Raw genomic sequence first — 24,871 nt, forward strand, 5'->3', positions numbered from 1 at the left:
GATCCCGCTGATCCCTTAGGCGTCGTCAGTGGCGTCTTCTGGGCCGGCCTGCGGGCCGGGGTCCATCTCCGCCGGCACCGGCAGATCGGTCGGCCGTGTTGGCGCCCGGCCGCCCACCTGGTGCATACGGCGCAGCTGATACACATACGCCAGCACCTCAGCCACGGCGGCATACAGGGCCTCCGGGATCTGGTGGCCGATCTCGGTATGCCGATACAGCGCACGGGCCAGCGGCGGGGCTTCCAGAATGGGGATCTTGTGCTCGGTGCCCAGCTCGCGGATCTTGGCCGCCACCAGGTCGGCGCCCTTGGCCAGCACGCGCGGTGCGCCGCCTTCCTTTTCGGAATAGCGCAGCGCCACGGCGTAGTGCGTCGGGTTGGTGACGATCACGTCGGCCTTGGGCACGTCGGCCATCATGCGGCGCTGGGCCGCTTGGCGCTGCAGGTTGCGGATGCGGCCCTTGACGTGTGGATCCCCTTCAGACTCGCGGTGCTCCTTGCGCACTTCTTCCTTGGTCATGCGGTGCTTGCGGGCGTATTGCCACAGCACCAGCGGCACATCCACGGCGGCCACCAGCAGCATCACCGCGGCCATGCAGAGAAACGCCACTCCGGCCACGTGCATGACATCGCCCATGGCGGCGCGCAGGTCCTGCTGGGGCAGCTCCATGAACTCGCCCCGGTAGTGCAGGATCAGCCCCCAGGCGACGCCACCCACCATCGCCAGCTTGAGCAGCAGCCGAGGCAACTCCAGCAGCCCTTCCACCGAGAACATGCGCGTCAAACCCTGCAGCTTGAACAGGCGCGAGATGTCCGGCTCCAGCGGCTTGAACGAGATCGCCCCGCGCGTGAGCGCCAGCGGCGTGAGCGCGGCCAGGACCAGCATGAGAACCAGCCCGCCCAGCACCGTGGCCAGCGGCGTGAATTGCGCGCTGATGTAGATCCACTGGTCTTGCGCCCGGGTGTAGTCGTAGCGGTGGAACTCCAGGCAGCGCGCCAGAAACGACGACGCGGCCCGCACGATCGACTCGCCCATCACCCACAGCCCGCCGGCACTGACGGCCAGCAGGGCGAACGAACCCAGTTCCCGTGATTTGGGAACGTCGCCTTCTTCGCGCGCCTGCTCGAGGCGCCGCGGAGAGGCGGGTTCGGTTTTTTCGAGATCGCTTTCTTCGGACATGCCGGGATGCGAGGGATGGATGGGTAGACGCTCGCATTATTCCGGCACCTCGCGCTTGCTAAAGCGTGGAGAAAACCGCCTCAGGCAGGCTTTTTCCGTGGAATGACCGGCCCGCGCCGCCCAACGGCCAAAGTCTCAAAACAGCTGCTTGATAACACTGGCTTAACAAAACACCCTCCACCGGCCACTACCATGCGCCGCAGTCACATGCACTGCGGCGCATACGGTACGTCGGGCAGTCCAACCTCGTCATGCAGGAGGGGATATGCGGTGGCAGGTCAAGGCCGGGGCCATCCTGGCGACGGCAGTCCTGGTGTTTGCGGGGGTACGGCTGTTATCGGCCGATGCCGCCGATGCCCCGCCGGCCGATCCGCCAAAGCAGGCCGCTGCGGCCACGCCACCCACGCCCGCCCCACCCCCCGCCAGCGTGCAACCACCCCAGGCTGCGTCCGCCGACAAGCCACCGCCGCCGCCCGAGCGCCCGCTGCCGCCCCGCTTTACCGATTACCTCGCCCGCGAGTACCCCAACTCCGCCGCTACCCGCCAGGCCCTCACGCAGATCGCCTATGGCTGGAGCGAGGCCGTCAACGACGTGCGCGGCCCGCACGACGCCAAGCTGGCCGGCAACGACATCGCCCGGGGCATCGCCTGCGCGCTGGGCCCGGGTGTGCTCGCCAGGACCGGCGTCGACCAGCAGACGATGCTCGACCGCATCAAGAACGCACGCGCCGTCATGCTCGACAACGACAGCGACACGATGGCCTATCTGCGCTTCCAGTCGCTGGCCGGCGGCCAGTACTTTGACGACCCCGGCGCCGCCTCGTGCAGTTTCGATCCGGCCACGCTGCCGAACTGAGTTTCCCGCCTGACTTCACCCACGCCCTCACCACGCACCAAGGAGACTGCTGCATGAAGAAGATGAAGAGACTTGCCCCCATCGTGCTCGCCGGTTCGCTGCTCGCCGCGCCCCTGAGTGTCCTGGCGGCTGCCCCCGGGTCGGCCATCGTGTTCGTCAACGGCATCAACAACACGTTTGACGATGCGGTTGCCAGCCTGCAGGTGCTGAAGACCCAGCTCAACGCCCGCGACAAGAACAACACCTACCTCTACGGAAACGCCTACAACGCCACACAAGGCGCGTTAAGCGACATCTACCAGGTGTTCAAACAGAAAAGCGTAGAAGGATCGAGCCCGGCCGATTTCTGGCGCGCCATCGACGGCAACAGCTTGCCGGCCAGCGGCATGAATGCGGCACTCCAGCAGAAGTACATCGACCTCCTTACCAAGAACGACATTCCCGAGCTGCCGGACCACCTGAACCAGTACCGCAACTATCTGAAGGCGCAGCGCAAGGTCGTGCTGGTCGGCCACTCGCAGGGCACGCTGTACACCAACTTCGAGATCAACCTGCTGGTGACGGGGCCGGACAAGGCGCAGGGCAAGATCAGCGCGGTCAATGTGGGGAACGCGGCGCGCTATCAACTGCCGGGGTCGACCTATCTGACGTCGACCTCCGATACGGTGATCGGCGCATTGAGCCTGGTGCAGACGGTGCTGCCCGCCAACTACTCGCTCGGCTGGCACCCGCTGTCTGACGTGCTGGGCCATTCGTTCGCGAAGATCTACATGAACGCGAGTTACAGCGCGGCGGGCCAGATCCTGCAGCAGGTATCGCAACAAGCACGCAACTGAACGCAGGACTGAGCAGACGTGCGGTTCGCAATAGCGCCGCACGCCTGCATGGCAGCGGCAAGCGCCTGCCACGTCATATCGACCTGCGGAAAACTTCGTCGCCTTATACCGGGTGCGTCCATAGCATGACCCGTTCTTTTCAAACCAGAACGGACCAACCGTCATGTCACCCGACCGAGCCATCTCCCCTGCCTTGCCCTTGCATCAACGTGCGCTGGCTGCGCTGCTTGCCGGCGCCATTGCCACACTCACTGCCTGCGGCAGTGATGCGCCGCCCGGTACATCTGCCGGTACCGTGGCCGACAGCAGCACGCCCACTACACCGGCGCGCAAGCCCAACATCCTCTACATCATGGCCGATGACCTCGGCTATTCCGACATCCATGCCATGGGCGGGGAGATCGACACGCCCAACCTGGATGCCCTCGTGCAATCAGGCCGGCTGCTGACCAACCACCACGCCGGCACCGTCTGCGCCATCACGCGCGCGATGCTCATCTCGGGCACCGATCACCACCTCGTGGGCGAAGGCACCATGGGCGCGCCCAATGACGAGCGCGCAGGGCTGCCCGGCTACGAGGGCTATCTGAACGACCGCTCGCTCTCCGTCGCGCAACTGCTCAAGGACGGCGGCTATCACACCTACATGGCCGGCAAGTGGCACCTGGGCAACGGCATTCCCGGTAGCGCGGCCAACCTGGGCAAGACGCCTGACCAGTGGGGCTTCGAGCGCTCGTACGCGCTGCTGCCGGGTGCAGCCGCCAACCACTTCGGGCATGAGAACGCCAACGCCAAGAACTACACGGAAGACGGCGTCTACGTGCAACCCGGCCAGCCGGGACAACCGGGCGGCACCGGCGGCAGCCCGGCGGTGTTCTATTCGACGGATTTCTACACGCAGAAGCTGATCAGCTACATCGATTCGCACAAGGGCGACGGCAAGCCGTTCTTCGCCTATGCGGCCTACACGTCGCCGCACTGGCCGCTGCAGGTACCGGACCCGTGGCTGCACAAATACGCCGGCCGCTATGACGCGGGCTACGACGCCATCCGCAACGCGCGCAATGCGCGGCAGAAGGCGCTGGGCATCATCCCGGCCGATTTCACGCCGTTTGCCGGCCTGCCCGGCACGACCACGCGCCCGGCGGCCTCGCCCAACAACGGCACGGCCAACGCGCGCTACATCAACGCCAACCACGGCCCCGCGCAGGGCTATACCGACTACGGCCCCGGCTACGTCAACAAGAAGTGGAGCGACCTCACGCCGCTGGAGCGCAAGGCGCAGGCGCGCTACATGGAGATCTACGCCGGCATGGTCGAGAACCTCGACTACAACATCGGCCTCTTGATCCAGCACCTGAAAGACATTGGCGAGTACGACAACACCTTCATCATGTTCCAGTCGGACAACGGCGCGGAAGGCTGGCCGATCGACTCGGGCGCAGACCCGAAGGCCACCGATGAAGCCAATGCCACCGACCCGGTCTACTCCAAGCTCGGCTCCGACAACGGCTTGTCTGCCGCGCAACGCCTGCAATACGGCCTGCGCTGGGCCGAGGTGAGTGCCACGCCGTTCAACCTGGTCAAGGGCCATGCAGCCGAAGGCGGTGTCTCCGTGCCGGCCATCGTGCGCCTGCCGGGCCAGACCCAGGCGCTGCCGCCCATCACGCGCTTCACGCACGTGACGGACAACACCGCCACCTTCCTGGCTGTGGCCGGCATTACGCCGCCCAGCACACCGGCGCAACCCGCCGTGGATGGCAACGGCGTCGACCAGAACAAGGGCAAGGTGCAGTACGGCAACCGCGCGGTGTATCCGGTGACGGGGGTGTCGCTACTGGCGTCGATCCAGCAATCTGCGGATGCAGGCCCGATCCACACCCAGCCCTTTGGTGACGAGTCGTACGGCCGTGCCTACCTGCGCAGTGCTGACGGCCGCTGGAAGGCACTGTGGACCGAACCGCCGCTGGGCGTGGCGGATGGTCACTGGCAGCTCTTCGATATCTCCAAGGACCGCGGCGAGACCACCGATGTGTCTGCGCAATATCCGGATGTGGCGGCCACGCTGTACCAGCAATGGCAGCAGTACATGAACAGCGTCGGCGGCGTGGAGCCCCTGCGCCCGCGTGGGTTCTACTGATGCGCGCAGCAAACACGCACAAGCGCGTGCGCTGGGTGCTTGCGGGCGCGGCGCTGGCAGCCGCCGGCACCGCGCTGCTGCACCCAGCCGGCGGCAACATGGCGGCACCGCTTGTCGCCAATGCAGCCAACGTGGTCAGCGCGCACACCGCACCGCGCCTGCCGCTGGGCACCAGCGAAGCCTGCGGCCGCTACGCCGGCCTGCCGCCCGCTTGGCGCCAGGACACACGTGCCGGCATGGTGCATGTGAGCAGCGGCAGCTTCACCTTTGGCACCACGCTCGGCTACCCGGACGAGCGCCCCGCTCAGGGCGCCGGCAAGACCCGCGTGGGCGGCTTCTGGATCGACCAGACGGAAGTCACCAACGCGCAGTTCGCCGCTTTCGTCACCGCCACCGGCTACGTGACCGACGCCGAGCGCCAGGGTGGCGCGGTGGTCTTTCACGTGCCGGACACGGCGGAGTTGCAGGCGCGCCCGTACGCGTGGTGGCGCTGGGTCAAGGGCGCAGACTGGCGGCACCCGACCGGGCCCGACAGCAAGCTCGTCGATGTCGACAACCAGCCCGTGACGCGGGTCACACAGGCCGATGCGTTGGCCTATGCACACTGGCTCGGCCACGACCTACCCACTGAAGCGGAATGGGAATACGCCGGCAAAGCCGGGCAAGACGGTGCCGACCTGGAGAAGGCACCGCGCGATGGCAACGGCAAACCCGGTGCCAACTACTGGCAGGGCATCTTTCCCGTGCTCGACACGGCGGAGGATGGCCGCGCCGGCATTGGCCCGGTCGGCTGCTATGCGGCCAACGGCTTCGCGCTGTACGACATGATCGGCAACGTGTGGGAATGGACGCGCGATGCGTACACCGGCCCGCACCAGTCGCATGCAAACGGCGACACGCGCGCCGTAGCCGCGCTGGACCAGCCGCAACTGTTTGGCCGCAATGGCAGCCAGCCGAATCGGCCGACGGTGATCAAGGGGGGCTCGTTCCTGTGCTCGCCGGACTTTTGCGTGCGCTATCGGGCCTCGGCACGCGAGGCACAGGAGGCTGACCTGCCCGCCGCACACATCGGGTTCAGAACGATCCTGCGCGACTGAAACACCGCCTCCGGAAATGAAAACGCCCGCCAAATTGGCGGGCGCCGGCAGCAAACGGGGAGCGTTGACAGCCGATTCAGATGCTCAGAAGCCGAGGCTTTCCAGCAGGTCGTCCACCTGCTCTTGGCTACCGACCACGTCTGGGTGGTCCGGATTGATCTGCGGACCATTCAGCAGCGACGTCGACGACGCTTCCGTGCGCAGATGCTCGGGTGCGTTCTCCAGCAGGATGCCAACCAACTGGCTTTCAATCAGTTGCACGACATCCAGCACCTTCTTGATCACCTGGCCGGTCAAATCCTGGAAGTCCTGAGCCATCAGGATTTCCATGAGCTGCTGGTTGGTGTCGCGCGTCTTTTCCGGAACGCTGCGCAGGAAGCCGTTGGTCTGGCCGACCAGATCACGGATCTCGTCGTCGCCCAGTTGGCGGTCCATCCACGACTGCCAGCGGGTGACCAGCGCTTGGGCATCGGTTTCCAGCGCGTCTTGCACCGGGCGGGCCGCGTCGATGGCGTTGAGCACGCGGGTCGCCGCCTGCTCGGTCATATTGGCGATGTAGTTCAGGCGGTCGCGTGCGTCGGGAATGGCCGATGCGGCCTTCTCCACGCCCTTGTCCAGGCCCAGCTCACGCATGCTTTCACGCAACATGCGCGTGAGGTGGCCGATGCGCTGGAGCATTTCCGGCATGTCGCCGTGGTCGACACCTTCTGTGGCTGGCGCGAGGGCGCCATCAAGCATCTCGCTCATCACGCCCCCTTTTCGATCTTCTCGAAAATCTTGCCCAGCTTTTCGTCCAGCGTGGCAGCGGTAAAGGGCTTGACCACGTAGCCGTTGGCACCGGCCTGGGCGGCGGCAATGATGTTTTCCTTCTTGGCTTCAGCCGTCACCATCAGCACCGGCAGCTTGCTGATAACCGGGTTGGCGTCGCCGCGGATGCTCTGCAGCATCTGCAGGCCATCCATGTTGGGCATGTTCCAGTCCGAGATCACGAAATCGAACCGGCCTTCCTTGACCTTGGCCAGGCCGGCGGCGCCATCTTCGGCCTCGTCGACATTGGCAAAACCGAGTTCCTTGAGCAGGTTACGCACGATCCGGCGCATCGTCGGAAAATCGTCGACGACGAGGAATCGGTACTGGCTCTTGTCCATGGACACAATCTCCGCAAACTAACTGAAATGGGGGGTTTCGGGCTTCCTTGGCAATCTTATCGGCGCCAGGAGCCGTTTCTTGAGCGCCACATAGCCAAGGAACCGGTTCACGATCCGTAGCGAGCGGCCCGAGGTTGGCCTGACGAGTTGGCCAACCCGGCAGCCTTACACGGGTACGGCGAGCATCACAGGGCCAAGATCGGGTCGCGCAGAAGGATCGTGGGCCGGTTACACACGCGTCACACGGCCATGCGCCGACAGCTTGGCCAGCACGTGCGGGCCGATCTGGTGCAGCGGCAGGACCTCATGCACGCCACCGTGGGCCACGGCTTCCTTGGGCATGCCGTAGACCACGCACGAGGCCTCGTCCTGGGCGACGTTATACGCGCCCGCGTTGCGCATTTCCAGCATGCCGACCGCGCCATCCTTACCCATGCCTGTCAGGATCACGCCCAAGGCGTTGGCGCCGGCATTGCGCGCGGCGGAGCGGAACAGCACATCCACTGCCGGGCGATGGCGATTGACCGGCGGCCCCTGGTCCAGCTCGGTGACGTAGTTGGCGCCGCTGCGGCCCAGCGACAGGTGCATGTCGCCCGGGGCGATGTAGGCGTGGCCGGGCAGCACACGCTCGCCGTGCACGGCCTCTTTCACGCGGATGCGGCACAGGCCATCAAGCCGCTTGGCGAACGACGTGGTGAACCCCGCCGGCATGTGCTGCACGATCAGGATGCCGGGGCAGTCGGGCGGCATTTCCAGCAGAAAATCCTTGATGGCCTCGGTGCCGCCAGTGGAAGCGCCCACGATGATGAGCTTTTCCGTCGACGAGAAATGGGTACGGGCCGGTGCCGATGCCACCGGGGCGGCCGGGGCGTGCTCCGCGCGAACGTGTGCGCCGTGGGACGCAGCAGTTGTGTGGGCCACGGGTGCCGCCGCGCGCGGACGCAGCCGGGCACGGGCTGCCGCGCGGATCTTGTCGGCAATCTGGTCGGCGTATTCGTTCATGCCGTCGCGCATGCCCAGCTTGGGCTTGGCAACGAAATCCACCGCGCCCAGCTCCAGCGCGCGCAGCGTGGCTTCAGAGCCGCGCTCGGTCAGCGACGAGATCATGACCACCGGCGTCGGGCGCAGGCGCATGAGCTTTTCCAGGAAGTCGAGGCCGTCCATCTTCGGCATTTCGACGTCCAGCGTAAGCACGTCCGGATTGGTCTGCTTGATGAGGTCGCGCGCGATGATCGGGTCGGGCGCCACCCCCACCACTTCCATGTCGGGCTGGCTGTTGATGATCTCCTTCAGGATGCTGCGGATCAGTGCCGAATCGTCGATGCACAGCACCTGAATCTTGCGTTTGTCGTTCATATTTTCGGGGGGCAAGGTCAGGAATTACGTAAACAGTTGCAGGCGCGAAGTGGGCTTCGTCGCAATGGACTTCGACAGCTTGCTGGCGTATTGGGCTTCGCTGTCCAGTTCGGCAGCGGAGCTTTGCGAGCGGAGCTTGCGCACCATGATCTGGCCCGTGGAGGGCACGAAGTACACCTTGCGCGGATGCACGTCGAACAGGTCCTTGGCGGCCACCGCCAGCCCTTCGTTGCGCAGGAATTCGAGCACGAACTTGCCGTTGCGCTCGCCCACATCCAGCGTGCTCATGCCGGCCAGCACGGCAGCGCCGCCAAACACCTTGATCTCCAGGTGCTCGCGGCGGGCGCCGGCCTTGTAGAGCTGGTTGAGCAGTACTTCCATGGCGTGCGTGCCATAGCGCATGGAGGGCGAGAGAATCGATTCGCCCTCGTTGCGCGAGGGCAGCATGAAGTGGTTCATGCCGCCAATGCCGAGAATCTTGTCGCGCACGCAGGCCGACACGCACGAGCCGAGCACCGTCACCAGCATCAGGTCTTCGGTGGTGACGTAGTACTCACCGGGCAGCACCTTCATGGCGCGGCGGCTGAAGGTGGTGTCGTAATACGCGTGCGTGCTGGCGGCAGCCTGGGCCAGCGTCGCCATGGCACCGACCGTCATGCCGCTGTCGCTGCGCACGGAGTCGGCGGCGGTGCGCAAGGTTGCGTGTGCAGTTGCCTTCTTGCCGAGTTCGATCATTTCGCCCCCGTCATCTTCGCGCGCAGTTCGGGCGCGATTTCATATACGGTCTTGCCGCGCAGCGACCATGCCTTGGTCACCTGCAGGAAGCTCTCGGAATGGCCGGCAAACAGCAGGCCATCCGGCTTCATCACGTCGATGAAGTGCTCAAGGATCTTGGCCTGCGTCGGCTTATCGAAATAGATCATCACGTTGCGGCAGAAGATCACGTCAAACTTCTGTTGCAACGGCCAATCGCGGTCGAGCAGGTTGATCTGGCGGAAATCAATCATGGCCTGCAGCTCGGGCCGCACGCGTGCGTAGCCCTCCTGCTTGCCGGTGCCGCGCAGGAAATACTTCTTCAGACGATCAGAGGACAGCGCTGCCACACGCTCCATCGGATAGATGCCGGCGCGGGCGCGCGCCAGTGCATTGGTATCCACGTCGGACGCAATCACGCTCACCTGGCCCGGATTCATCGAGCCAAAGGTCTCCGCCAAGGTGATGGCGATCGAATACGGTTCTTCACCCGTCGACGAGGCTGAACACCACACGGTGAATGGCGTGCGCTTGGCCTTGGCGTGCTCGGCCAACAACGGAAAGTGGTGCTGCTCGCGGAAGAACGCGGTCAGGTTGGTGGTGAGCGCATTGGTAAAGGCTTCCCACTCGTCGGGCAGGTGGCCATGTTCCAGCGCATCCAGGTACTCGCGGAACGAGCCGAGGTTGACCACGCGCAGGCGGCGGGCCAGCCGGCTATAGACCATCTCGCTCTTGCGGTCGGACAGCGAAATGCCGACGCGGCGATAGATCAGGTCGCGAATGCGGGCGAAATCTGCCGCGGTAAACGAAAACTCACGCGACGCGAGCGTCGGCGAAACTGGCGCCAAGGTTTGTGCCGTTTGTGCCATTAGATAACTACCCCGTAATTGCGCGAGTCTTGGCGCCCGCTTTCAGTCGATTGGCGGGCACCGGGCTTCTGGTGCCGCGCCGCAGATGTTGCTGGTGATGCTGGCCAGGCGAGGCGTCAGAAGGTGCTCCAATCATCATCATCGGCAGAAGCGGCGGACAGCTTGAGGGCTGGCGCTGCAACGGCCACCGAAACAGCAGCCGCGACCACAGGTGCAGCCGGGGAATGTGCTTCTTGGGGCGCTTTTACGCCTTGATCCAGCGCAACGGCGGGCGCTTGGGTGGGAGCCGGGGCTTCCGCAACGGCCGGTGCCGGTTTGGCTGATTGCCCCGCCTTGCGCGAAGCAATCGCGCGGGCCACTGAACGCACGATCTGCGTCTTGCCTTCCAGGGGAACTTCACTGCGCACTGCCGGCCTGGCGGGCTCGGCCGGCAGATGGGGCTTCACGGGTGCCGCCAGTTCGGCAGACGCATCGGTACGGAACGCCGACACCGCGTTGCGTAACAGGTGCGCCTGCTCTTCCAGCGACAGCGCGGCGGCGGCGGCCTGCTCGACCAGCGCGGCGTTCTGCTGCGTCACCTCGTCCATCTGATTGACGGCTTGGTTGACCTGCTCGATGCCAGAGCTTTGCTCATCCGATGCGGCGGAAATCTCGCCCATGATGTCGGTCACGCGCTTGACGGCAACGACCACCTCTTCGATCACCCCGCCCGCTTCCGACACCAGTGCCGAGCCGTTGCGCACGCGGCCAACGGAATCGCCAATCAGCTCCTTGATCTCCTTGGCGGCCGTGGCCGAGCGCTGCGCCAGGCTGCGCACCTCACCGGCCACCACGGCAAAGCCGCGCCCCTGCTCGCCTGCCCGCGCCGCTTCCACGGCGGCATTCAGCGCCAGGATGTTGGTCTGGAAGGCGATGCCCTCGATCACGCCGATGATGTCGGCAATCTTCTTGCTGCTGGCGTTGATGCCCGACATGGTCTCGATGACGCGGCCCACCACCTCGCCGCCCTTGACAGCAATGTCCGATGCACTGCCGGCCAGTACGCTGGCCTGACGGGCGTTGTCGGCGTTCTGCTTCACGATGCTGGTCAGCTCTTCCATGCTGGAGGCGGTTTCCTCCAGCGAGCTGGCCTGCTCTTCCGTACGCTGCGACAGATCGGCATTGCCCGCAGCGATCTGCTTGGTGGCACTGGCAATCGAATCCGCCGAGCTCTTGATGTTGCTGATGGTGCCGGTCAGTTGCTGCTGCATCTGCGACATGGCGAAGAGCATGCTGCTGCGGTCACCCGGTCGGGTCTGCACCTGCACGGCCAGATCACCGCCCGCGATACGGCGGGCAACATCGGCGGCGTAAGACGGCTCACCACCCAGCTGGCGCGACAGCCGGCGCGCAATGACAAACCCCAGCACGATGCCCAGCACCGCACCCACGGCGGCCATCACCATCATCAGCAAGCGCGAGCGCTGCGCATCTTCACGGGCCTTGACGGTAGATGCGGCAGACACGTCTTCCACGCGCTTGACCATCTTGTCGAGCGTCTTCTCAAACGCGCCCGTGTCGTCCAGCAGGCCCACGTTTTCTGCGGTGACGCGACTGTCGAACTGGGTCGGGTCCAGGCCCTGCTTGTCCATCAGCGCGACGAAATCCGTCATGCGCTTGCTCCAGACGGGGTAGATGGCATCCACCTCGCGGATCATCTTCTTGCCCTCATCCGACGCAAATAGCGGACGCACATTCTCCACGCCGTCCTTCAGGCGCTGCATGTTGCTGCTGATCTCGTCGCTCAGCGTCTTGCGCTCATTGAGCGTGGTGGCAATCAGCAAGGCCGTCTGCGCACGGCTGGCGTGCGCAAGGCTGTTGGCCGCGCTGCCCATCTGCGTGATGGCACGCATCTGCTTTTGCGCCAGCTCGTCACTGGCGCGGGTCAACTGCGTAATCGTATAAATGCCCAACCCGCCGATGGCCGCGCCCATGGCGGCCACGATCAGGAATCCGCCGGTCAGTACCGTGGACACCGGCAAACGCTTGATCCAACCCATCTTGTCTACCTCTCTTTTTTGTATGCCCCTGTAACCGCTATCGGTTCTTAGGGGACGGCTCTTTAGAACCGCCTCGGGGTCATGCCACTTCAGAGGGGGATCGCCCCTTCCTTAGCAGGCCCTAGCCCAGGCAAAAAAAAACCTGCCCCGAAGGGCAGGCTGCACACCACAAAGACACACGAGAGAGCTTTCGCGAGCAGCGAAGATCCCGTGCATACATGGTTAAAAGGTTTCCCAGTCGCTATCGTCGCCGCCGGCGGCAACGAGCTTGGGCGTTTGCAATTTGGGCGCTTGTGCAGCCGCCGACGTTGTCGACTTGGCCGCTGCGGGGCGCACACGTTGTTGTTCCTCTGCGGCCGCTTCCACGACGGCAGGCTTGGGTTGTTCGTTGGTCAGCTGCACAGGGGCAGGCGTTTTACGGGCCGGCGCAACCTTGGCTGCCGCACGGCGCGCAGCCGGTTTCACCACCGCCGGCTTGGTCACACGCGGCGCGCTCGCAACCGGCCGAGCCGGTTCGATTTGCGTGCCGGCATTCGTACGGAACACGGCCACGGTCTGACGCAGCCCGTCGGCCTGCTCCTGCAGCGACATGGCCGCCGCAGCCGCCTGCTCCACCAGCGCCGCGTTCTGCTGCGTACCCTCATCCATGCGGTTGACGGCCTGGTTGACCTGCTCGATCCCCGCGCTCTGCTCGTCCGACGCTGAGCTGATCTCGCCCATGATGTCGGTCACGCGCTTGACGGCCACAACAACTTCGTCGATCACGCTGCCGGCTTCTGCCACCAGCGTGGTGCCATTTTCAACGCGGCCCACCGAATCGCTGATGAGTTCCTTGATCTCCTTGGCGGCCGTCGCGCTACGCTGCGCGAGGCTGCGCACTTCCCCCGCCACCACCGCAAAGCCACGGCCTTGCTCGCCCGCACGTGCTGCTTCCACAGCCGCATTCAGCGCCAGGATGTTGGTCTGGAAGGCAATGCCTTCAATCACGCCGATGATGTCGGCAATCTTCTTGCTGCTTTCATTGATGCCGGCCATGGTGTCCACCACCCGGCCCACTACCTCGCCGCCCTTGACGGCGATGTCCGACGCGTTGCCGGCCAGCGTGCTGGCCTGACGGGCGTTGTCGGCGTTCTGCTTCACGATGCTTGTGAGCTGCTCCATGCTCGACGCGGTCTGCTCCAGCGACGAGGCTTGCTGCTCGGTGCGCTGCGACAGGTCCACGTTGCCTGCGCTGATCTGCTGCGTGGCGCTGGCAATCGAATCCGAGCCCGAGCGCACCTGCACCACCATCTTCTGCAGGCTCTCCTGCATGCGCTGCAGCGCCATCAACAAGCGGCCGGTTTCGTCCGCACGGTTCACCTGGATGCTGTGCGTGAGATCGCCCTGCGTGATGTGTTCCGCCTGCTCGATGGCGCGCGTCAGCGGCAGCGTGATCGAGCGGCGCAGCGCCCACGTCAGCAACCCACCCACCACAATGCCACCCAGCAGCAGGCTGATCGTCAGCGCGCTCAGGCTGGCGTGTTCACGCTGGCCGGCTTCGTAGCCCGTCTTGGCAGACGCCAGCTGCATGCGGCTGAGTGCTGCCACCTTGTCGCCCAGCGGGCGATACAGGGCGGGCATCACGTCCATCACTGTCTTGGTGACGGTCGCCTGGTCACCGGCCTGCACGGCGCGCATCAGCACCTCGGCGCCGTCGCGCACGAACGTGTTGCGCAATCCATCGGCTTCATCGGCCAGCGCGCGCTCTTCCGATGACGTCGGCAGTGCGCGGTAGCGCTTCCAGGCCGCATCGGATTTGTCGAGGAACATCCTGGCGCGCTCGATCGTCTTGTCCATGCCGGGCGCACCAGGCGCCATGGCTGCGCGATCCAGCACGATGCGGGCGCTCAGCAGGTTGGAATCGGAATCAGCCAATGCCACCGCACCCGCCAGTTGCACGGCGTACGTGTCCTGCAGGCGAGTATTGGCATGACGCATGCCGACGAGGCCCGTCACACCCACGATGACGGCAAGCACACCAATGCCCGCCATCATCAGCCCCAACCGGAGCCGGATGGTCATGTTGCTGAACATGGATTTTCCTCCCCTTTCAGCGCCGCACCTGTGATACGGCGGGCATTTGAATGCCCGCCGCAAGGTGTCTTGTCGCCTGCCGGGCGCACTTGCGTGCCCCGGCCAAACGGATCCGCTGGACTTAGGCCGCCTCGGCCTCGTCGCACAGCGCCATGTCAGCCGACATCAGCAGGCGCTCGATGTCCACCAGGATCAGCATGCGCTCGTCGATCGAGCCCAGGCCACGGATGTATTCCGTGTCCAGCGCGCCAGAGAACTCCGGCGCCGGCTTGATCTGCTGGCTTTGCAGCGTCAGCACGTCCGACACGCCATCCACCACGATGCCGACCACGCGGTCCATCAGGTTCAGGATGATGACCACGGTGTACTGGTTGTACTCCACGCGGTCGAGTTGGAACTTGATGCGCAGATCAACGATCGGCACGATGATGCCGCGCAGGTTGATCACCCCTTTGATGAAGTCGGGTGCGTTGGCAATGCGCGTGACGGTCTCGTAGCCGCGGATCTCCTGCACCTTCAGGATATCGATGCCGTACTCTTCGCGACCCAGGGTGAAGGCCAGGTACTCCTCCCCGCCGGTTTCCTCACCGATCGCATGTTCCTTGACTGCCATTGCGGTTCCCCTCGGCCCCGTCGGGCCACTAGATTGAATTCGTTGTCGGGCGGTACATCCCACCACCCAAAGCTGCGTGGACGCTTATGCCGCGGCCATCGCCTCGGTCGAGAATCGACGGCCCTGTGCCTCGCCCATCTCGTGCTTCTCGGCAGTAACGGCACGCGCTGCATTTTCTGAATGGCCCGAACGTGCCTCGCGCATGAGCGCCGACACGTCAACGATCAGCGCCACGCTACCGTCACCCAGGATGGTCGCGCCCGAAATGCCCGGCACCCGGCGGTAGTTGGTCTCCAGGTTCTTGACCACCACCTGTTGCTGGCCGACCAGCTCATCAATCTGCAGAGCGATCTTCTTGCCTTCCGAATCCAGAATGACGACGATGCCTTCCGACGGATCGGGCAGCGACGGCGTAATGCGGAAGCGCTCGTACATCGGCACCAGCGTCAGGTATTCGTTGCGCACCTTGAGCAGGCGTCCGCCGCCCGGCACGGCCTTGATGTCTTCCGGACGCGGCTGCAGCGATTCGGCCACGCACGACAGCGGCAGGATGAACACCTCGTCACCGGTCTTGACCGACATGCCGTCCAGAATGGCCAGCGTGAGCGGCAGCACGATGCGGATGGTCGTGCCCTTGCCCTTCTGCGACTGGATCTCGACGTAGCCGCCCATCGACTGGATGTTCTGCTTGACCACGTCCATGCCCACGCCACGGCCGGACACGTCCGTCACCTGGTCGGCGGTGGAGAAGCCCGGTGCGAAGATCAACTGGTTGATCTCGTCGTCGGTCATGTTGTCCGACACGGGCAGGCCACGCTCGCGGGCCTTCTTCAGAATCTTGTCGCGGTTCAGGCCCTGGCCGTCGTCGCTCACCTCGATGACGATGTTGCCGCCTTGGTGGGCTGCCGAGAGCAGCAGTTGGCCGGTCGCATCCTTGCCAGCGGCCACGCGGGCCTCGGGCAGTTCGATGCCGTGGTCCAGGCTGTTGCGCACCAGGTGCGTGAGCGGATCGATGATGCGTTCGATCAGGCCCTTGTCCAGCTCGGTCGATTTGCCAAACGTCGACAGTTCGACCTGCTTGCCCAGCTTGTGCGCCAGGTCGCGCACCAGACGCGGGAAGCGGTTGAACACGTAGTCCATCGGCATCATGCGGATGGACATGGCGGCTTCCTGCAGGTCGCGTGCGTTGCGCGTGAGCTGCGAGAGACCAGAGAACAGGCGCTCGTTCAACACCGGATCGAACGACGACGCGGTCTGCGCCAGCATGGCCTGCGTAATGACGAGCTCACCGACCAGGTTGATGAGCTGGTCGACCTTCTCCACGCCCACGCGAATCGACGTTTCCGCAGCAACAGCCGGCTTTTCTGAAGCGGCCGGGCGAGCCGGCATCGGTGCCGCAGCAACGGCAGCGGCCGGCGGGGCGGCAACTTCATTCGCGGCCGGTGCGTGCGCTTCGGTCTGCGCAGCAGCGGGCGTCGGGGCGGCAACCTGGGCTTCCACCACCGCTGCAGCGGCTGCAGCAGGCGCAGCACCACCCACATGCGGCGTGATGACGATCTGGTCGGCATCGATGATGAAGCAGCTCACCGCGATGATGTCGTCGGCGGTGCAGGTGCTCTGCAGCACGATGTCGCTGTTGCGGCCATTGCGCGCATGGCTCACCAGCGTGCCCAGGTGCTTGAGTTCGGTAACGATCAGCTCGCAGTCTTCGTTGGAGACGTCGATGAGCTTGATGTCCAGGCCACCGTCGATCGACACCACCGGCGCAGCGGCCGGTGCCTCCACCACGGCGGGCGCGGCCGCAACGGGCTCGACAGCCGACGGAGCCGGCGCGGCTACGGGTGCTGCCGGCGCAGGCTGCGCTGCCGCGGCGCCATCCTCGGCAGCCAGGCTGTTGAGCTTGGCCACCATGTATTCGAGCGTGGCCGTATCGATGGGGTGCTCTTGCCGGTAGGCATCAAGTTGGCTTTTCAACACGTCTTTCGTTTCCAGGAAGGCATCTACCATGTTCTCGCGCAGCTGCAGGGTGCCGGTGCGGGCGCGGTCCAGAATCGATTCCGCCACATGCGTGAGTTCCGTCATGTGCGTGAAACCGAAGGTTGCGGCACCACCCTTGATGGAGTGTGCGCAACGGAAGATGGCGTTCAGATCATCAGAAGAAGGGTTGGCGACATCGAGATTGAGCAGCAGCCGCTCCATGTCGACAAGCAGCTCCTCCGCCTCCTCAAAGAAGGCGCCGAAAAACTGGCTAAGGTCGAGGTTCATATCTGTCGTCTCGGTCGTTTAATGCGTCGATGCAGATCCGTGGGTCTGCGCATGCCATTCGAACAGCTGCATCACCGAATCCGTCAGACCATCAGGGTCGAACGGCTTGGGCAGGAAGCCCGTGGCGCCGGCGGCACGCGCCTGCTCGCGGATCGTGCCGTCTGCCTCGGTGGTCAGCATCAGGATCGGCGTGTCGGCATAGGCCGACAGCGATCGCAGCGCGCGGATCAGGGTGAGGCCGTCCATTGCTGGCATCACCTGATCGGTAATCACGAGGTCGTGCTTGCCGTCGGTCTGCTTGCGCACGGCTTCCAGCGCGGCGGCGCCGTCAGTGGCTTCCGTCACGGCAAAGCCGCACTCGCGCAGGCATGCGGCGATCATGCGGCGGATCGAGGTGGAGTCATCCACCACCAGGATGTGTTTCTCGCTCATTGGCTCCGTTCTCCCCTGGGCGCTTATGGCTTGGCTGGAGCAGCCGCATCGGCACCAGCCGCGGCCACTCCTGTTGCACGTGCGGCTGCATCGGGCAGCGTGTCTTTACCGTCATTACGCAGGTCGGCCACCGGCTCGACCCCGCCCGAGCGGACGGCTTCAGCGGCCCGTGCGTTGAGCACGACGATGCTGATGCGACGGTTGATCGGGTTGTATGCGTTGGTCTTGTCCAGCGGCACCGATGCCTCCAGACCCACCACGCGGCTCACCTTCTCGGGCTTCATGCCGCCCGCAATCAACTCGCGGCGCGATGCGTTGGCGCGATCGGCGGAGAGCTCCCAGTTGCTGTAGCCGTGTTGCGTGGCGTATTGCGTGGCATCGGTATGGCCCGACAGGCTGATCGGGTTGGGCACGTCATTGAGTGCCGAGCCCAGCTCACGCAGGATGGTGCGCATGTACGGCTGTACCTCGGCGCTGGCGTTGGCAAACATCGGGCGGTTCTGCTGGTCGACGATCTGGATGCGCAGCCCTTCGCTGGTCATGTCGATCAGCAGCTGGTGCTTGAACTGGCTCATCACCGGGTTGGTCTCGACCATCTCGGCAATCTTTTGCTTGAGCTTGTTCAGCGCGGCGTCGTCGGACTCATCGCGGATATTGCGCTGGCGCTGCACCGTGGGGCTGGGGCTCGGGTTCGGCTGCGGCACGTTCTGCTTGAGCGACGGGCTGCCCTGCAGGATGCTCGACTGATCGCCCGAACCGGCGCCGCCAAACAGCGCCACCTTCAGCGGCGTGCGGAAATACGTTTCCACCGACGACAACTCGGCCTTGGTGACCGAGCTGAGCAGCCACATCAGCAGGAAGAACGCCATCATGGCGGTCACGAAGTCGGCATAGGCGATCTTCCACGCGCCACCATGGTGGCCGTGCCCAGCCTTCTTGTTGCGCCGGATGACAATGAAGGTCGGTGTGCTGGACTTGCTCATGGTCCGTTCCCGTCGGTGTGTGCTGCGTCGTTAATGGCGTGGCTCGTGGGCCGCACTCGGTGTCATAGGGGGTTCAGCGCTACGCTGTTTTGGCGCCACGCACGTGGTCTTCCAGCTCGGCAAACGACGGGCGCTCGGTCGAGAACAGCACCTTGCGGCCGAACTCAACAGCAATCGCCGGGGCGTAGCCGTTCATGCTGGCCAGCAGCGTCACCTTGATGCACTGGAACAACTTGGTCGATTCTTCGGCGCGCTGCTCCAGCAACGAACCCAGCGGCCCGATAAAGCCGTACGCCAGCAAAATGCCGAGGAAGGTGCCGACCAGCGCCGAGGCGATCAGCTTGCCCAGCTCTGCCGGCGGCAGGCCGACCGAGCCCATGGTGTGCACCACGCCCATCACCGCAGCCACGATGCCGAAGGCCGGCATGGCGTCGCCCACCTTGGTGATGATGCGAGCCGGTTGTTCAGCTTCGTGGTGGTGGGTGTCGATTTCCTGATCCATCAGCGCTTCGATCTGGAACGGATTCAGGTTGCCGCCCACCATCAGGCGCAGGTAGTCGCAGATGAAATCCAGCGCGTGGTGATCGGCCTGGATGGCGGGGTAGTTGGCGAACAGCGCGCTTTCGTGCGGGGATTCGATGTCGGCTTCGATCGACATCATCCCTTCGCGGCGGATCTTGGACAGCACCACATACAGCAGCGCCATCACTTCCATATAGAGGGCCTTGGTGTACTTCGAGCCCTTGAACAGGCCCGGGAGCGCCTTGACCGTGGCGTTGATGGCCTTTTTGTCGTTGCCGACCACGAAGGCACCAATGCCAGCGCCGAAGATGATCAGCAGTTCGGTCGGCTGGAACAGCGGCCCCAGGTGGCCACCGGCCAGCATGTAGCCGCCGAACACCGAGGCGAGAATCACGATGTAACCGATGGCGACTAACACTGGGCGAACTCCTGAATGGGCATCGCACGATCAATTCGAGCGATCAATACAAGGGTGATTAACGGCATCGCCCCGGTTTCCTGAAGGCTTGGCGCCGGGTTTTGCTGCAAGGGTTGGCGCTCGAGGACAACCGAAAATCGTTGTGCCACGCCCCTCTTCACCAAGAACGGCATCAAAACGGGCGGCTTGAGCGCCACGTCGCCCCGGGAAGACACGAAAAGCGGGGGCAACCAAGCCGAACGAAAGAAAAAAGGGACGGAAATTGCTTTCCGTCCCTTCCTTCATGCGCGGCGGCAAAAAAAATGCCGGTCCGCAGTTTCCTGCGACGACCGGCCTACCCCCTTCCCCTTTTGTGCTGTCTGAGCCCCTGTGCTGTTGCTGCTCTGTGTTCTGTGCTGTCTTGTTATGTGCCGAACTTGCCGGCTATTGTTGTTGTGTTCCCGTATTTCCCGTCATTCCCCGGCGTTCGTTCCCGTACGTCCCGTAATCCCGGTGGTACCGCTCAGGCGTCGATCGTCTTGTCTGCGACCGCATCTACCTGGCCAGCGACGCGCTTTTTCTTGCCTGCGCGTGAAGGTGGCTGGCATACACCGCACACGAAACCATGGTGCAAGTCTTCTGCATGGGCCACGAAATGGCCGGTGCAGCGCGTGCACTTCACGGTGTGCAGCATCTTTCCCTCGAAGAACTTCAGCATCATCCACGCGCGGGTGATGGAAAGCACTTCTTCCTGCTCGTGAACGTGAATGTGTTCCTGGTACAGCTTGTAGGCCGAGATCAGGCGGCGCACACCCGTGCTGCGGCTGTTCTCACCCAGAAAACGGTAAATGTTCAGGAAGATCGACGAGTGGATGTTCGGCGACCACGTCAGGAACCAGTCTGCCGAGAAGGGCAGCATGCCCTTGGGCGGCGATTCCCCACGAATTTCCTTGTACAGCTTGACCAAACGCTCACGGCTGAGCGTGGTTTCTTGTTCCAGCAATTGCAGACGCGCACCGAGCGAAATCAATTCCGCTGCGAGGTGGATCTGCTGAACTTCGTTCATGACGCTGGTATGACGCATGGCACTGCTCCCGCTTTGCTTCTGCTACCCATCCGAATCACGCTAAACCCGACGGAAAACCCGCCGCAAAAGGCTTAGCTGATCTGCTCAACCGCCTGACGCGCCAGCAGAATCGACATTTGCGATTGCTGCAGGCCCTTGTCACGGTGCGGCTGGGTCACCAGACCCAGGATGGCGTGATCGTCGAAGCGGAAGCGGCACAGCATCATGTTCGTGCTGGCCAGCTTGACGATCTGCGCGGGCGACATCGTCAACAGGATGTCAGCCAATTCTTCAGAGATGCCAAGGCGAAACAGAGCGGCATCGCGATCCTTGGCCAGCATCTGCTGGGCAAGCATCAAATAGGTGAGATTCAGCTCGCTGATCTCAGAAACGAGTTCTTGCGTGTCCATGTATGTCCCGTCGTGTGCAGTAAAAGTACAACCTGCATCCGATCCCGCATGGTGCTGCCCGGTGGCGCCGTTGTGTTTCGCGCCTACCCTCGCCGGGCGGTCACCAATCCCCACAGATCGGATGTTCCTGGCAGTCGGTACCGTTGCCGGCACTTCCTGCCTCCTTCTTACTCACGTCGCTAAGACATGGTGAAGTTGTTTTCTGTTGAACACATTGTGGTTTGACGACCGGGGTAAGTAAAGAAGGGTGACCCCCTACATTGGAGGGGTGAGGTAAGCCATTTTCTTGTAGGCAAACTTCCTACAAAGTTGTTAATAAATGTTGTAAACACGGCCCTTGCCGACGCAGCAAGCCTGGATAGACCGTGCGCTAAAGCGGTCGTTTGACACGGTTTTACCCCAATGTTTGGCCGAAAATAGCAATATTATTGCCTAAAGAAGCCATGAATCGACAAAGAAGGCGTCGCACTTCTGCCACTATGAGCATCGGATGCCGGGTTAACGGTTTGTAGGACACTTCTTACCTCGTCCTACAGGCCGTGTAGGACAGTTCCGACTGCGATTTGACCGGTTTTGTAGGAGTGGTCCTACAGTGGAACAGCAATTTTGTAGGACACATCCTACTTATATGTATCTCTATCCAATACATGTCTTTTATAGAGATACAAAATTGCCCGCTTCGACAAGCTTGTCGGGGCCGGGAAGGAAGGCAGCGGCACTTACCCTGCAGGGCCGCACAGGAAAGTGCGGCATGGTCGACCAACCGTGAGAGAAACGTCGGAATTTCTGCGATTGCGCGCGGGCGCTGTTGTAGGACAACGCCCGCGCATGCAGGCGTGCTCAGGGGTGTTGGGGCGGGGTCCAGTGGGCCAGCAATACCGTGCCCGTGGCAGATTCGGTGATGACGAGTGATTGCCCGTCGGGTGTCAGTGCGACATTGGTGGTGGTCCGCCCCCGGCACGACGCGATGCGCGCCAGCGGTTCGCCATGCGGTGAGAGCACAAAGACCGCGCCCAGCGAGGCATGGGCCACAAACAGGTTGCCGGCGGCGTCCATCGCCATGCCGTCCGGGCCGCTGGTGCCGTAGAACTGCGCGAAGCGGCCGACCTTGCTGGTGCTGCCGTCAGCCAAGAGCGGCAGGCGCCAGACAGCGTTGTCGCGCGTCATGGCCACGAACAGTGCGGACTCGTCTGGCGTGAGCACCAGCCCGTTCGGGCTTGGGCCGTTCGACAACAGGCAATCGAGCCGGCCATCCGGGCGTAGGCGGTAGACGCGACCGGTCGGGTCGTGCAGGCCGGTCTGGCCTTGATCGGTGAAATAGACATCGCCATTGCGGGCGACAATCAGGTCGTTCGGGCCCTTGAAGCGCTCGCTGTTGCGGCGGGTGAGAAGCGGCGCAACCACGCCCGTCGCCGGATCGAGCGACAGCACTCCATTCTTATAGTCAGCAATCAGCAGCGTACCGTCATGGCGCAGCGCCAGGCCGTTCGGTTCGCCATCGTATTCGGCCACCACGGCCCAATCGCCCCGTGGCGAGACCCGCAGGATGCGTCCGTGGGGAATGTCGACCAGCCAGAGATTGCCTTGCGCATCCCAGCACGGGCCTTCCAAAAAGCAATCGACCGGCCCCCCGCCCTTGTTGGCGCGCGACCATTCGGTCGGCACGGGGCGGCGCAGCTCGGCCGGCATCTCGGCAAAGACCGTGGTTTCGATGACCGGCCAGTTGAAGTAGGTCATGGCGCGGGCACGGCGTCAGCGTCGGATTCGGCCAGATGGCGCGTGGCTGTGCCGGTATAGCGGTAGGGCAGCTGACGCGGCATCGGTCCCTTGTTGCGCTCGCTGCGACCGCTCTGCTCCCAAGCGTGCGCCAGGATGCCGACCGCGCGCGACAGGCAGAACACGCCGCGCGCCAATGGCGCTGCAAACCCGAGTTCCGCGTAGATGACGGCAGTGGCGCCGTCGATGTTCATCGGGATCGGCTTGCCCTTGCGCGCGGAGAGCAGCGCCTCGATGGCGCGGCCGATGGCGGCGTAGTGACCGCCGACCACGCTGTCTTGTGCTGCCTCGTCCACCAATGCCAGCAATCGTCCCGCTCGTGGGTCTACCGGGTGGAAACGGTGCCCGAAGCCTGGCAGGTACTTGCCATGCGCGGCGATGAAGGCATCGACACCCGCCGCCGTAGCCGCTTCCAGCGATGCACCATCAAACATGCGCGCCTCGATGTCATGGAACAGCTCGACCGCCTGCTGCCCGGCCCCACCATGCACGTCGTCCAGCGCATTCAGCGCAGACGCCATTGCGCCGTTGAGCGGCAGGCCGCAGCTCGTCGCCATCTTGGCAATCGCAATGGAGGGGGCGTGCGGGCCGTGGTCGACCGAGGCCACCAGCGCCGCCTCCAGCAGCGCCGCCTGGCGCTTGGTCGGCAGCTCACCACGCAGCATCAGCCAGATCATTTCGGCAAACCCGATGTTGCCGATCAACTCCTGGATCGGGTAGCCGCGCACGTGGATGCGGCCGGGTTCGATGTCGATGATGTCGGTGCGCCAGTAGTCGGCAGCGAGGGCGGCGGCGTCAAGAGGAGGCGTTGTCGTCATGGTCAGATGGCGCCTTCAGCGCGCAGCACTTCGATTTGGTCAGTCTGGTAGCCGAGCTTGGCGAGCCAGTCGTCGGTGTGGGCAGATAGGGCCGGTGCGGGCGTCTGCGGGCACGGGTCTTCGCCCGACAACCGGAAGCCCGCGCGCGTGACGTGCTGCCCGGCTTCCGGGAATGAGGTGACGAAGCCGCGCCCCGTCACCTGCTCATGCGCGAGCACGCCGGGCACATCGAGCACCAGCCCGGCCGGGACGCCGGCGTCGATCAGCAGCGGCTCCCATTCAGCGGCCGGGCGCTCGGCCAAGGCAGCTTCCAGCGCATCGTTAAGCGCGTGGCGGTGCTCCTTGCGCGACTGGCGCTCGGCAAAACGCGCATCGGTCACCAGTTCCGGATGACCAATCACGCGGCACAGCGCGGCAAACTGCTTGTCTTCGTTGGCGGCAATGTTGATGAGCCCATCGCCCGTGCGGAACGTGCCCGACGGCGCCGCCGTGAAGTTCTGGTTGCCCATCGGGCGCGGGCTCACGCCGGCGTTCAGATAGTTGGAGACGACCCAGCCCATGGTGGCGAGCGTCGACTCCAGCATCGACACATCCACCATGCAACCCTCGCCCGTGCGCTGCGCGCCGAGCAGGCAGGCCGTGACGGCCAGCGCCGCCGTGATGCCGCCCACCGTATCGCTGATCGGGTAACCAACGCGCAGCGGCGCCGATGCATCATCGCCCGTGACGCTCATCACGCCGGAAATGCCCTGGATGATCTGGTCGTACGCGGGCCGCCCGCTCAACGGGCCGTCCTTGCCGAAGCCCGAGATTGCGCAATAGACGAGGCGCGGGTTGACCTCGCGCAGCACGTCGTAGCCGAGATCCAGGCGATCCATCACGCCGGGGCGGTAGTTTTCGATCAGCGCATCGGCCTGTGCCACCAGCTTGAGCAGGATGGCGCGCCCTTCCGGGTGCTTGAGGTTGACCGTGACGGACTGCTTGCCCGCATTGACGGCGACAAACGAGGCGCCCATCTTGCGGCGCGCCTGTTCCGGATCAGCACCCAGGCGGCGGGCGAGATCGCCATTGCCGGGCACCTCGACCTTGATGACTTCTGCGCCGAGCAAGCCCAGCTGATAGCCGCAAAACGGCCCGGCCAGCACGTTCGACAAGTCGAGGACGCGCAAACCCGCGAGAGGCAAAGCCATGAACACAACTCCTACAACTACGGTGGCTCCGCCCCTCGCCCCCTCTCACCCAT

23 protein-coding genes are annotated in these 24,871 nt (G+C 64.1%); 4 read left to right on the forward strand and 19 right to left on the reverse strand.

Features of this window, described 5'->3' with window-relative positions:
- Window positions 1-15: 15 nt before the first annotated feature.
- On the reverse strand, window positions 16-1,179 hold the full coding sequence (flhB, locus tag C404_RS32355; protein ID WP_021192830.1) for a flagellar biosynthesis protein FlhB: 1,164 nt from the start codon (window positions 1,177-1,179) through the stop codon (window positions 16-18).
- A gap of 265 nt (window positions 1,180-1,444) precedes the next feature.
- Between flhB and C404_RS32360 the strand changes: the two genes are divergently transcribed.
- The 4 genes from C404_RS32360 (at window position 1,445) to C404_RS32375 (ending at window position 6,108) form a co-directional block, all read left to right on the forward strand.
- Window positions 1,445-2,035, forward strand: a complete 591-nt coding sequence (locus C404_RS32360; protein WP_021192831.1) for a hypothetical protein — start codon at window positions 1,445-1,447, stop codon at window positions 2,033-2,035.
- Window positions 2,036-2,097: 62 nt separating this feature from the next.
- Complete coding sequence (locus tag C404_RS32365) at window positions 2,098-2,871, forward strand: hypothetical protein (RefSeq protein WP_031328739.1); 774 nt, start codon at window positions 2,098-2,100, stop codon at window positions 2,869-2,871.
- A 163-nt stretch (window positions 2,872-3,034) separates the two neighbouring features.
- Complete coding sequence (locus C404_RS32370) at window positions 3,035-5,011, forward strand: arylsulfatase (RefSeq protein ID WP_021192833.1); 1,977 nt, start codon at window positions 3,035-3,037, stop codon at window positions 5,009-5,011.
- Complete coding sequence (locus C404_RS32375; RefSeq protein WP_021192834.1) at window positions 5,011-6,108, forward strand: formylglycine-generating enzyme family protein; 1,098 nt, start codon at window positions 5,011-5,013, stop codon at window positions 6,106-6,108. Before C404_RS32370 ends, C404_RS32375 begins: the two co-directional genes overlap by 1 nt.
- A gap of 84 nt (window positions 6,109-6,192) precedes the next feature.
- Here the strand turns inward: C404_RS32375 and cheZ are convergent, their stop codons facing one another.
- From cheZ to C404_RS32460, 18 genes are all read right to left on the reverse strand, one after another.
- Complete coding sequence (gene cheZ, locus C404_RS32380) at window positions 6,193-6,855, reverse strand: protein phosphatase CheZ (RefSeq protein ID WP_021192835.1); 663 nt, start codon at window positions 6,853-6,855, stop codon at window positions 6,193-6,195.
- Entirely contained in the window at window positions 6,855-7,256 is a 402-nt protein-coding gene (gene cheY, locus C404_RS32385; protein ID WP_021192836.1) for a chemotaxis response regulator CheY, read from the reverse strand. Before cheY ends, cheZ begins: the two co-directional genes overlap by 1 nt.
- Before the next feature lie 228 nt (window positions 7,257-7,484).
- Window positions 7,485-8,612, reverse strand: a complete 1,128-nt coding sequence (locus C404_RS32390) for a protein-glutamate methylesterase/protein-glutamine glutaminase (protein ID WP_021192837.1) — start codon at window positions 8,610-8,612, stop codon at window positions 7,485-7,487.
- 24 nt (window positions 8,613-8,636) lie between these two features.
- Entirely contained in the window at window positions 8,637-9,254 is a 618-nt protein-coding gene (cheD, locus tag C404_RS32395) for a chemoreceptor glutamine deamidase CheD (protein ID WP_037010877.1), read from the reverse strand.
- An 89-nt stretch (window positions 9,255-9,343) separates the two neighbouring features.
- The gene (locus C404_RS32400) at window positions 9,344-10,234 is read right to left on the reverse strand and encodes a CheR family methyltransferase (RefSeq protein ID WP_021192839.1); all 891 of its coding nucleotides are present in this window, start codon (window positions 10,232-10,234) and stop codon (window positions 9,344-9,346) included.
- A 116-nt stretch (window positions 10,235-10,350) separates the two neighbouring features.
- Window positions 10,351-12,273 (reverse strand): methyl-accepting chemotaxis protein, encoded by a 1,923-nt coding sequence (locus C404_RS32405; protein ID WP_021192840.1) that lies wholly within the window; start codon window positions 12,271-12,273, stop codon window positions 10,351-10,353.
- Window positions 12,274-12,495: 222 nt separating this feature from the next.
- Window positions 12,496-14,346, reverse strand: a complete 1,851-nt coding sequence (locus tag C404_RS32410) for a methyl-accepting chemotaxis protein (protein ID WP_021192841.1) — start codon at window positions 14,344-14,346, stop codon at window positions 12,496-12,498.
- A 121-nt stretch (window positions 14,347-14,467) separates the two neighbouring features.
- Window positions 14,468-14,959, reverse strand: a complete 492-nt coding sequence (locus C404_RS32415; RefSeq protein WP_021192842.1) for a chemotaxis protein CheW — start codon at window positions 14,957-14,959, stop codon at window positions 14,468-14,470.
- Window positions 14,960-15,043: 84 nt separating this feature from the next.
- Window positions 15,044-17,224 carry a chemotaxis protein CheA gene (gene cheA / locus C404_RS32420; RefSeq protein ID WP_021192843.1) on the reverse strand — a complete coding sequence of 727 codons (2,181 nt, stop codon included), beginning with the start codon at window positions 17,222-17,224 and terminating at the stop codon, window positions 15,044-15,046.
- An 18-nt stretch (window positions 17,225-17,242) separates the two neighbouring features.
- Window positions 17,243-17,656 (reverse strand): response regulator, encoded by a 414-nt coding sequence (locus C404_RS32425; protein ID WP_021192844.1) that lies wholly within the window; start codon window positions 17,654-17,656, stop codon window positions 17,243-17,245.
- A gap of 23 nt (window positions 17,657-17,679) precedes the next feature.
- Window positions 17,680-18,639, reverse strand: a complete 960-nt coding sequence (gene motB / locus C404_RS32430; protein WP_021192845.1) for a flagellar motor protein MotB — start codon at window positions 18,637-18,639, stop codon at window positions 17,680-17,682.
- A 79-nt stretch (window positions 18,640-18,718) separates the two neighbouring features.
- Window positions 18,719-19,579, reverse strand: a complete 861-nt coding sequence (motA, locus tag C404_RS32435; protein WP_021192846.1) for a flagellar motor stator protein MotA — start codon at window positions 19,577-19,579, stop codon at window positions 18,719-18,721.
- A 30-nt stretch (window positions 19,580-19,609) separates the two neighbouring features.
- On the reverse strand, window positions 19,610-19,864 hold the full coding sequence (locus C404_RS59840) for a hypothetical protein (RefSeq protein ID WP_152524389.1): 255 nt from the start codon (window positions 19,862-19,864) through the stop codon (window positions 19,610-19,612).
- Window positions 19,865-20,081: 217 nt separating this feature from the next.
- Complete coding sequence (flhC, locus tag C404_RS32440; RefSeq protein WP_021192848.1) at window positions 20,082-20,642, reverse strand: flagellar transcriptional regulator FlhC; 561 nt, start codon at window positions 20,640-20,642, stop codon at window positions 20,082-20,084.
- A 74-nt stretch (window positions 20,643-20,716) separates the two neighbouring features.
- Window positions 20,717-21,034, reverse strand: a complete 318-nt coding sequence (gene flhD, locus C404_RS32445) for a flagellar transcriptional regulator FlhD (RefSeq protein ID WP_021192849.1) — start codon at window positions 21,032-21,034, stop codon at window positions 20,717-20,719.
- A gap of 840 nt (window positions 21,035-21,874) precedes the next feature.
- Entirely contained in the window at window positions 21,875-22,771 is an 897-nt protein-coding gene (locus tag C404_RS32450; RefSeq protein ID WP_021192850.1) for an SMP-30/gluconolactonase/LRE family protein, read from the reverse strand.
- On the reverse strand, window positions 22,768-23,628 hold the full coding sequence (locus tag C404_RS32455; protein WP_021192851.1) for a citryl-CoA lyase: 861 nt from the start codon (window positions 23,626-23,628) through the stop codon (window positions 22,768-22,770). Before C404_RS32455 ends, C404_RS32450 begins: the two co-directional genes overlap by 4 nt.
- Window positions 23,629-23,630: 2 nt before the next feature.
- Window positions 23,631-24,818, reverse strand: coding sequence for a CaiB/BaiF CoA transferase family protein (locus tag C404_RS32460; protein ID WP_021192852.1), 1,188 nt, complete (start codon window positions 24,816-24,818; stop codon window positions 23,631-23,633).
- Window positions 24,819-24,871 lie beyond the last annotated feature (53 nt).

The sequence above is a fragment of the Ralstonia sp. AU12-08 genome (assembly GCF_000442475.1).
In the GTDB taxonomy this organism is placed as follows: domain Bacteria; phylum Pseudomonadota; class Gammaproteobacteria; order Burkholderiales; family Burkholderiaceae; genus Ralstonia; species Ralstonia insidiosa.

Excerpts from the sequence above, each read along its gene's own strand:
- C404_RS32390 (WP_021192837.1), bottom strand. The coding sequence starts at position 8,612 with ATGAACGACAAACGCAAGATTCAGGTGCTGTGCATCGACGATTCGGCA.
- C404_RS32375 (WP_021192834.1), top strand. The coding sequence starts at position 5,011 with ATGCGCGCAGCAAACACGCACAAGCGCGTGCGCTGGGTGCTTGCGGGC.
- cheD (WP_037010877.1), bottom strand. The coding sequence starts at position 9,254 with ATGGCGACGCTGGCCCAGGCTGCCGCCAGCACGCACGCGTATTACGAC.
- cheA (WP_021192843.1), bottom strand. The coding sequence starts at position 17,224 with ATGAACCTCGACCTTAGCCAGTTTTTCGGCGCCTTCTTTGAGGAGGCG.
- C404_RS32370 (WP_021192833.1), top strand. The coding sequence starts at position 3,035 with ATGTCACCCGACCGAGCCATCTCCCCTGCCTTGCCCTTGCATCAACGT.
- C404_RS32405 (WP_021192840.1), bottom strand. The coding sequence starts at position 12,273 with ATGGGTTGGATCAAGCGTTTGCCGGTGTCCACGGTACTGACCGGCGGA.
- cheY (WP_021192836.1), bottom strand. The coding sequence starts at position 7,256 with ATGGACAAGAGCCAGTACCGATTCCTCGTCGTCGACGATTTTCCGACG.
- C404_RS32410 (WP_021192841.1), bottom strand. The coding sequence starts at position 14,346 with ATGTTCAGCAACATGACCATCCGGCTCCGGTTGGGGCTGATGATGGCG.
- C404_RS32360 (WP_021192831.1), top strand. The coding sequence starts at position 1,445 with ATGCGGTGGCAGGTCAAGGCCGGGGCCATCCTGGCGACGGCAGTCCTG.
- C404_RS32365 (WP_031328739.1), top strand. The coding sequence starts at position 2,098 with ATGAAGAGACTTGCCCCCATCGTGCTCGCCGGTTCGCTGCTCGCCGCG.
- flhD (WP_021192849.1), bottom strand. The coding sequence starts at position 21,034 with ATGGACACGCAAGAACTCGTTTCTGAGATCAGCGAGCTGAATCTCACC.
- C404_RS32450 (WP_021192850.1), bottom strand. The coding sequence starts at position 22,771 with ATGACCTACTTCAACTGGCCGGTCATCGAAACCACGGTCTTTGCCGAG.
- flhB (WP_021192830.1), bottom strand. The coding sequence starts at position 1,179 with ATGTCCGAAGAAAGCGATCTCGAAAAAACCGAACCCGCCTCTCCGCGG.
- C404_RS32400 (WP_021192839.1), bottom strand. The coding sequence starts at position 10,234 with ATGGCACAAACGGCACAAACCTTGGCGCCAGTTTCGCCGACGCTCGCG.
- cheZ (WP_021192835.1), bottom strand. The coding sequence starts at position 6,855 with ATGAGCGAGATGCTTGATGGCGCCCTCGCGCCAGCCACAGAAGGTGTC.
- C404_RS32460 (WP_021192852.1), bottom strand. The coding sequence starts at position 24,818 with ATGGCTTTGCCTCTCGCGGGTTTGCGCGTCCTCGACTTGTCGAACGTG.
- C404_RS32415 (WP_021192842.1), bottom strand. The coding sequence starts at position 14,959 with ATGGCAGTCAAGGAACATGCGATCGGTGAGGAAACCGGCGGGGAGGAG.
- C404_RS32455 (WP_021192851.1), bottom strand. The coding sequence starts at position 23,628 with ATGACGACAACGCCTCCTCTTGACGCCGCCGCCCTCGCTGCCGACTAC.
- motB (WP_021192845.1), bottom strand. The coding sequence starts at position 18,639 with ATGAGCAAGTCCAGCACACCGACCTTCATTGTCATCCGGCGCAACAAG.
- flhC (WP_021192848.1), bottom strand. The coding sequence starts at position 20,642 with ATGCGTCATACCAGCGTCATGAACGAAGTTCAGCAGATCCACCTCGCA.
- C404_RS59840 (WP_152524389.1), bottom strand. The coding sequence starts at position 19,864 with ATGAAGGAAGGGACGGAAAGCAATTTCCGTCCCTTTTTTCTTTCGTTC.
- C404_RS32425 (WP_021192844.1), bottom strand. The coding sequence starts at position 17,656 with ATGAGCGAGAAACACATCCTGGTGGTGGATGACTCCACCTCGATCCGC.